Source organism: Actinomadura sp. NPDC048394 (assembly GCF_040651755.1).
Lineage (GTDB): Bacteria > Actinomycetota > Actinomycetes > Streptosporangiales > Streptosporangiaceae > Spirillospora > Spirillospora montaniterrae.
Genome location: NZ_JBEZJL010000159.1, coordinates 1 through 6,290 on the forward strand (window position 1 = coordinate 1; position 6,290 = coordinate 6,290).

Here is a 6,290-nt window from a genome sequence, read left to right on the forward strand (position 1 = left end):
ACTCCTCCGAGTAGTTCTCCTTCGCCATCCAGACCCTCCAGCCCGGACACCATGATCCAGGACTCAGGGTGACCACGATTCAGGGGGAAGGCCCGTCGAGGTGGTCGTAGGTATCGAGACCGACCGCGGTCCCTGCGTGCGGGCGCTAGTTGCCGCCGGATATGCCGTGCTGGCGGTCAACCCGCTGCAGGCCGCGCGGTATCGCAATCGGCTGAGTGTGTCGGGCGCCAAGAGCGACGCGGCCGATGCGCACATGCTGGCCGACATGGTCCGCACCGCCTCCCACCAGCTGCGTCCCGTCGCTGGCGACAGCGACCAGACCGAAGCCATCAAAGTGGTGACCCGGGCACACAAGACACTGATCTGGAAGCGGACCCGGCACACTCAGCGGTTGCGGCACGCGCTGCGCGACTTCTTCCCGGCCGCCCTGGCCGCCCTTGAGGACCTTGCCACGCCCGACAGCCTGGAACTGCTGACCAAGGCCGCCGACCCGCAGACGGCGGTGAAACTGACCAGATCACCGCCGCGCTCAAGCGCGTTCTGCGGGCGCTGCCGGGGATGGCCAAATCCGCTCAGCAGGACCGGGCGTTTGGGCAGCATCCTCAAGAGTACCGGCATAGGCTTGACCTGCGCGGACGAGGATTTCGGCAAGCACAGCCCCACCCGCACCTGTCAGCGTGGGCTCTTACCTACAACTCGCCCCGCTGCATCCGAAGAAGGTCGCCCCGCCCGATTCCGAGCAGGTGACGGGCCACCCCGAGCCCTTCATGTCCGTAGGCCAAGTGCACCAGTGCAGTGTCCAATGCCTCCAGACTCTGTCCCGTCAGCCCTTCGGACACTTCTCGTCTCCGGATCTGTTCGATGGCCTCTATCGCCATGCCCACGATGGTCCACATCGGATCCAGCGCATCCGTGACCCTTTCCACCGTCTTCCCAGCCTCAGCCAGAGCCAATCCGTCGACGCCGCTCACCGACGACCACGCCGCTTGCGCCTGCTCCTCCAGCGCATGCAGCGCCCGCTGGATCTCGCCGGTCGCTTTGTTCTGCATCGAAACCGCCACGATCGTCCCTCCGATGTTGCTCAACGTTTCGAGATCAAGCCCTGACCCAAGCTCCTTGGACCGACCTCCCGCAGGTACAGGTCTCGGTGGTTCGCCTCCACTTCTCCGTCGTCTTACCGTCCCGCGACTGTCGATAGTCATAGATCGTCGTCCGCACCCAATGGCAGAAGTGCCCTTGGCTGCTCGGCTGGTCGAAATCGAGAACCATGCTCTGTCCTTGCTGTCGTTGTCGTTCGCCTCGCACATGCCGAGACGCCCCGCTCTACGTTGGGCTGTTGAGGACTGTCCGGCGCTGGGGCCGATGCGCCGCCTCCAGGAAGATCGCCTCGCATCCGGGCGCCCTGCAGCGCCAAGCGTGCCGCAGGTGCGGGTAACGGTGACCGAGCATGAGCTGCACGCGGCACGGTGTCGCCGTTGTGGGGCGGTGACCAGGGCGGATGCCCCCGCGTGGGTGTATGATCCGGCCTGTTATGGCCCGCATGCGACCGCGTTGGCGGCTCACCTTTCGGCTCAGCACCACATCCCCGTCGGCCGGGTGGCTGAGATCCTCACCGATGTCTGTCGAATCGAGGTATCGACGGGGTGGGCCACCACGGCGTCCGAGCGTGCCGAAGCCGCGGTCGCCGAGGCGGGCGACGTGATCGAAGAGGCGATCGTGGGGGCCCGTGGCGCACTTTGATGAGAGCGTGACCCGCGTAAAGGGGCCCGCAACCATTGCATGCACACCGCGGCCACTGCCACCTTGACCGCCTATCACATCGATTCCCATGGCCATGGTGTGGCAGCGGTCAAGGCGCTCGGGATCCTGCCGCGCTTCACCGGGGTCGCCGTCCACGATGCCTACGCCGGATATGACGGCTTCGCCGGGTGTGCGCACACGCTGTGTAACGCCCATGCGGTACGGGAGCCGGCCGCGATCGCCGAGTTCGATGCCGTCGCCCGCGACGGCTGGGCGGCCGAGATGATCGGCCTGCTCGGCGAGGCTCACCGCTGGTCCAGCGCCTGGCACCGCAAAGGACACACCCGGCTGGCCCTAGACGTGCCCCGTGGTGATGCCTACCACATAAACGCCATGGGGCGTCGCGGGATCCGTTGCCACCACCGTCCCGCCATAAATGAGTCCAGTCCGGGACGATCAGCGACCCCGGGGTGATCTATTGCGACGTTCGTCCGTCGGCGTACTTGCCCACGCTGGAGCTGCGGGTCGCCGACACGTGTCCCCGGCTGGAGGACATTGTGCTTCTGGCGGGGCTGTTCCGCGCGATCGCCGGTGGTGAGATCGACGCGATGGCCGAGGGGCGGTCGGCGCCGCAGGTCCGAACCGAAGTGATCCGGGCGGAGACCTGGCGAGCCGCCCGCTGCGGTCTGGAGGGCGAGCTGGTCGACTCGGTCGACGGGACATGGGTGCCAGCCTGGCAGCTCCTGCTGGGCTTGCCGCTGGAGCGCTACCGAGAACCTCTAGAGGCGGCGGGCGATTGGGACCTGGTGCCGGAGCTGACCCAGGGCGGCACTGGCGCGCGGTAGCTCGGCCGCACGCCAACGCCAGGCGTTCACGCGCGGCGGCCTGCCGGAGGTGGTGGACATGCTGATCGCTGAAACACGCATTTAAAAGGAGAGACCTCGTATACACCGCCACCGCCGTCACGAAGGTCGGGGAGGAGCCGAAGACCTACAAGCGCTCATGCGGGCAGGCGCACCTCACGGAGGCGAGGGCGGAACGCTGCGCTCGGCACTTTGAGGACCGAGCTCCAGGAACTGGTCGGCGAGCACGCCGACCGACTGACGATCACCCGCACGGTCGACCGGACAGACGACCGTTGACCACTCCCGCCGGATCGAAGCGCCTGTAGAGGCGCCGATCCGGTATCCAGGCGCCTCGGCATCCGTCCACCCCGAGCCGGTCGTCCAGACGTCCCGACCTTCCGACCCGCCCGAGGAGCATCGCCCGCCAAGTCATCACCCTCTTACTAGATCCTCGATCATCGCGGAGATCGGAGCACCGGTGGCCACATCGGCGACCCCGGCCGCGCCGCGCCGCACCCGGTCGCCGTGTGTTCGGCTTCCTGACCACTGCAGAAAGCAGAGCCTCAAGCAGACCACGAGCGTCTCCGGCGACTGCTCCCAGTGGCGGGTGGTCGGCCGGTCCAGGAAACGGTGGCTTGCGGACGGGATCGGCTCCATGGCGGTGAAGCCCGACGACTACATGACCGGCGACGCAGGAATGGCAATCAGCCCGGACGGTCTGCACCTGGCCTACTACCGGGCGACGGACCGGCGTGTCGTCGTCCGTGACCTGTCAACCGGCAAGGTGATTCCGATCGGTCGGCGGGCGACCGGTCCGCAACTGGCCAAGACGCCTTCCAGCTTGCTGTTCCCCAACGATGGAACACGGCTCGCGATCACCTCGGACGAGCCCGCCCTGCACCGCACGCTGCTGGCCGATGTCGGCACCGGCGCCTTCACGACCCTTCCCGCCGACGACTTGATCGGTTTCAGCCAGGACGCCTCGACGATCGTGCTGGGCTGCGTCTGGACCGGAAGGAGCCTCTTGTGCTCGCCGGTCCGGACGGCGCCGTGCGCGCCCGGGTGAGCCTCCCCAACGTCCGCCTGACCGGTGTCTTCGGCAACCTGCTCTCACCTGACGGGCGCACTCTGGTCACTCCCTCGCGCAGCCTGGACAAAGCCGTGCTCGTAGACGCGCACAGGCAAGGTCACTTCCGTGCGGCCGGTGCGCGGAGGAGTCGGAGGCGTGCTGGTCTGGGCGGGACCGACGAAGTACTTCAGCATGCGGAGCTTGTCCGGCAACCTCGAACCGCGCGGCGGGAACGAAATCCCACCCAGGAACAGCGCGGCGCCATCGTCGACCTGGCCACTGGCAAGTTCACTTACAGCGGACCCACCTTCAAGATCCAGGCGTGGCAGTCCTCAGTGGCGTTCGGAGGCTTTCTCTCCTGAACGACGGCATGCGAACGCGCGTTGACGCGCTCGGGGGCCCACTGGTTGTGATGCGCCCTAATAAGACGTCATCTCAGAGGGAGTTTCGTCCCGGTAACTGGCGCTTGACGGCGATTCTGGAAGGGCATTGAGGGCCGAGGCGGTGGGGCTGGTGAGTCTTGAAACCTCTTGGGATGCGATGGAGGCGGATGCGAGGTTGATTCGCCCGCATAATTCTGTCTCGTCCCAGAACCTCAGATGAGGCGCGGTCTGCACCCTTGCCGGATTCTGCATACGCCTGGGCATCTGGTTACTGCTGGCGTAGAGCCTGGTCATGAGCGCACGCCGTGGTTATCCCAGTGATCTGTCTGATGCCCGCTGGGCGTTGATCGAGCCGGTCCTGACCGCCTGGCGCGAGGAACGCATGGCCAGTGCGCTGGCCATCGGCCGTCCACCCGAGCACGACCTGCGCACCCTGATGAACGCGATCTTGTACGTCGACCGGACCGGCATCCCGTGGCGCTACCTGCCGCACGATTTTCCGCCCTACCAGACCGTGTACGCCTACTTCGCCCGCTGGCAGCGCGACGGAGTATTCGCCCAGCTCACCGGGCTGCTGCGCGACCTGGCCCGCGAGCAAGAAGGGCACCGGGCCCAGCCCAGCGCCTGCATCATCGACTCCCAAAGCGTCAAGACCTCCATCGACGTGCCCACCGCCGGCCAGGGCACCGATGCCGGTAAGAAAATCGTGGGCCGCAAACGCCACATCGTCACCGACACCCTCGGGCTGCTGCTGGCGGTGCTGGTCACCGCGGCCAGCGTGCCGGACGGCACCGCCGGCATGCAGCTGCTGACCGGAGTGGCCGCGGCCCATCCGACGATCACCAAGGCATGGGCCGACACCGCCTACCGCACCAAGGTCATCGACCACGCCGCCACCCTGGGCATCGACCTGGAGCCCGTCCGCCGCGACCCCGCCACCAAAGGATTCGTGCCGCTACCGCGACGCTGGGTGGTGGAGCGCACGTTCGGCTGGCTGATGTTGCACCGCCGCCTGGCCCGCGACTACGACACCTTGCCGGCCCGATCCGAAGCCATGGTCCACGTCGCAATGATCAACCTGATGAGCCGCCGCCTCACCGGCGAGGCCACTGTCACCTGGCGGGGCACTTGACACCACAGAAACGGGACGAAACTCCCTCTAAGGGTGGTCCACGTGGTTTACGGCCGATCAGACGGGATGACGCTGGACTGTGGTGTTGACAGAGCTTGCGCGCCGGTGAGTGTCCGATGAGCTTCGGGAGATCATCGAGCGCTTGATCCGGGTTTCGTCGAGGCCGCAAAAGGACTCGTGCGCCGCGTCCAGGCATCCGGACGGTAACGGTCATGAATGCAACTGACCGCTCTAGCCTAACGAGGAGCCTGTCTCTGGCGCACAAACTGCTGTGGGCGCAGGCAGTGTTGTTTATGCTCGCGTGGCTTATCCCGACCGGTGCGGTCGCCGTATCGGCACTGGCACAGGGAATCCCTGACGACGGGAGCGCGCCCTACTTGCTGATCCCCCTGATCTACTCCGCGCCGGTACTGCTGTTCGCGGTGCCGACCTTGGTGCTCGCCGTCCTGTTCTCCCGCGGAGGGCGCGGCGTTCATACCGGGGTCGTTGCCTTCGAGGCTCTGTTCGTGGGCCTTGGCGCCCTGCTTCTCGTCGGAAGTATGCAGGTGACGTTCGGTTTGGTCTACCTGGCGCTGGGCTTGCTGTGCCCAACCACTCTCCCAGCTTTGTACGTTTTGATCGTCTTGCTCACCCCGAAGGGACGCGCGCATTTCCGTCCCCGCTAAGAGGTCGTAACAGAATCAGCGGACGAGGTGTCGCCAGCAGATGATGGCTGCGGCGAGGGTCATGAAGGCCTCGTGGATGTCGTCGTGGATGTCGTCGGGGATCTCCCGGCGGATGCGTAAGCGGCGGAACCAGTGCAGCAGGCCGATGGTGCGTTCGACGACGTAGCGGTGGACGCCCAGCCCGGACCCGTGCGGGACACCGCGTCGGGCGATGACCGGCTTGATGCCCTTGGCCCAGACCGGGCGCCGGTACTTGTCGTGGTCGTAGCCGCGGTCGGCCGGCAGCCGCCCAGGTCTTCGACGAGGCCGGCCGATCCGGCCCCGGACCGGTGGCACCGCCTCCAGCAGCGGCATCAACTGAGTGACGTCGTTGCGGTTCCCACCGGTCAACGACACAGCGAGCGGGATACCATGGCCGTCGCTCAGCAGGTGGTGTTTGGAGCCCGGCCGGCCGCG

Annotated in this window: 8 protein-coding genes and 2 pseudogenes; 8 read left to right on the top strand and 2 right to left on the bottom strand. The window is 66.6% G+C overall.

The window, feature by feature from the left end; translation table 11 throughout:
• Nucleotides 1–91: 91 nt before the first annotated feature.
• Nucleotides 92–484, top strand: a pseudogene (locus AB0C78_RS50340) (transposase); the annotation flags it as partial.
• Nucleotides 485–689: 205 nt separating this feature from the next.
• On the opposite strand, the gene AB0C78_RS50345 reads toward AB0C78_RS50340, so the two are convergent.
• Entirely contained in the window at nucleotides 690–1,085 is a 396-nt protein-coding gene (locus tag AB0C78_RS50345; RefSeq protein WP_360762856.1) for a hypothetical protein, read from the bottom strand.
• Between the two features lie 511 nt (nucleotides 1,086–1,596).
• Here AB0C78_RS50345 and AB0C78_RS50350 point away from each other — a divergent pair.
• The 7 genes and pseudogenes from AB0C78_RS50350 to AB0C78_RS50380 all read left to right on the top strand — a co-directional run bounded on the left by AB0C78_RS50350 (nucleotide 1,597) and on the right by AB0C78_RS50380 (nucleotide 5,834).
• Nucleotides 1,597–1,740, top strand: a complete 144-nt coding sequence (locus tag AB0C78_RS50350; protein ID WP_360762859.1) for a hypothetical protein — start codon at nucleotides 1,597–1,599, stop codon at nucleotides 1,738–1,740.
• Nucleotides 1,741–1,776: 36 nt separating this feature from the next.
• Nucleotides 1,777–2,214: pseudogene (locus AB0C78_RS50355) on the top strand (transposase); the annotation flags it as partial.
• Entirely contained in the window at nucleotides 2,211–2,585 is a 375-nt protein-coding gene (locus tag AB0C78_RS50360) for a hypothetical protein (protein WP_360762862.1), read from the top strand. The pseudogene AB0C78_RS50355 and the gene AB0C78_RS50360, both read left to right, overlap by 4 nt.
• 655 nt (nucleotides 2,586–3,240) lie before the next feature.
• Nucleotides 3,241–3,651 carry a hypothetical protein gene (locus AB0C78_RS50365; RefSeq protein WP_360762865.1) on the top strand — a complete coding sequence of 137 codons (411 nt, stop codon included), beginning with the start codon at nucleotides 3,241–3,243 and terminating at the stop codon, nucleotides 3,649–3,651.
• Nucleotides 3,612–4,016 carry a hypothetical protein gene (locus tag AB0C78_RS50370; protein ID WP_360762868.1) on the top strand — a complete coding sequence of 135 codons (405 nt, stop codon included), beginning with the start codon at nucleotides 3,612–3,614 and terminating at the stop codon, nucleotides 4,014–4,016. Before AB0C78_RS50365 ends, AB0C78_RS50370 begins: the two co-directional genes overlap by 40 nt.
• Nucleotides 4,017–4,329: 313 nt before the next feature.
• Nucleotides 4,330–5,169: an IS5 family transposase gene (locus AB0C78_RS50375; protein WP_360762871.1), complete on the top strand. Its 840-nt coding sequence runs from the start codon at nucleotides 4,330–4,332 to the stop codon at nucleotides 5,167–5,169.
• A gap of 212 nt (nucleotides 5,170–5,381) precedes the next feature.
• Complete coding sequence (locus tag AB0C78_RS50380) at nucleotides 5,382–5,834, top strand: hypothetical protein (RefSeq protein WP_360762874.1); 453 nt, start codon at nucleotides 5,382–5,384, stop codon at nucleotides 5,832–5,834.
• A gap of 15 nt (nucleotides 5,835–5,849) precedes the next feature.
• Here the strand turns inward: AB0C78_RS50380 and AB0C78_RS50385 are convergent.
• Nucleotides 5,850–6,290, bottom strand: a 441-nt coding sequence (locus AB0C78_RS50385) for a transposase (RefSeq protein WP_360762877.1), incomplete at its 5' end; no start/stop codon positions are given.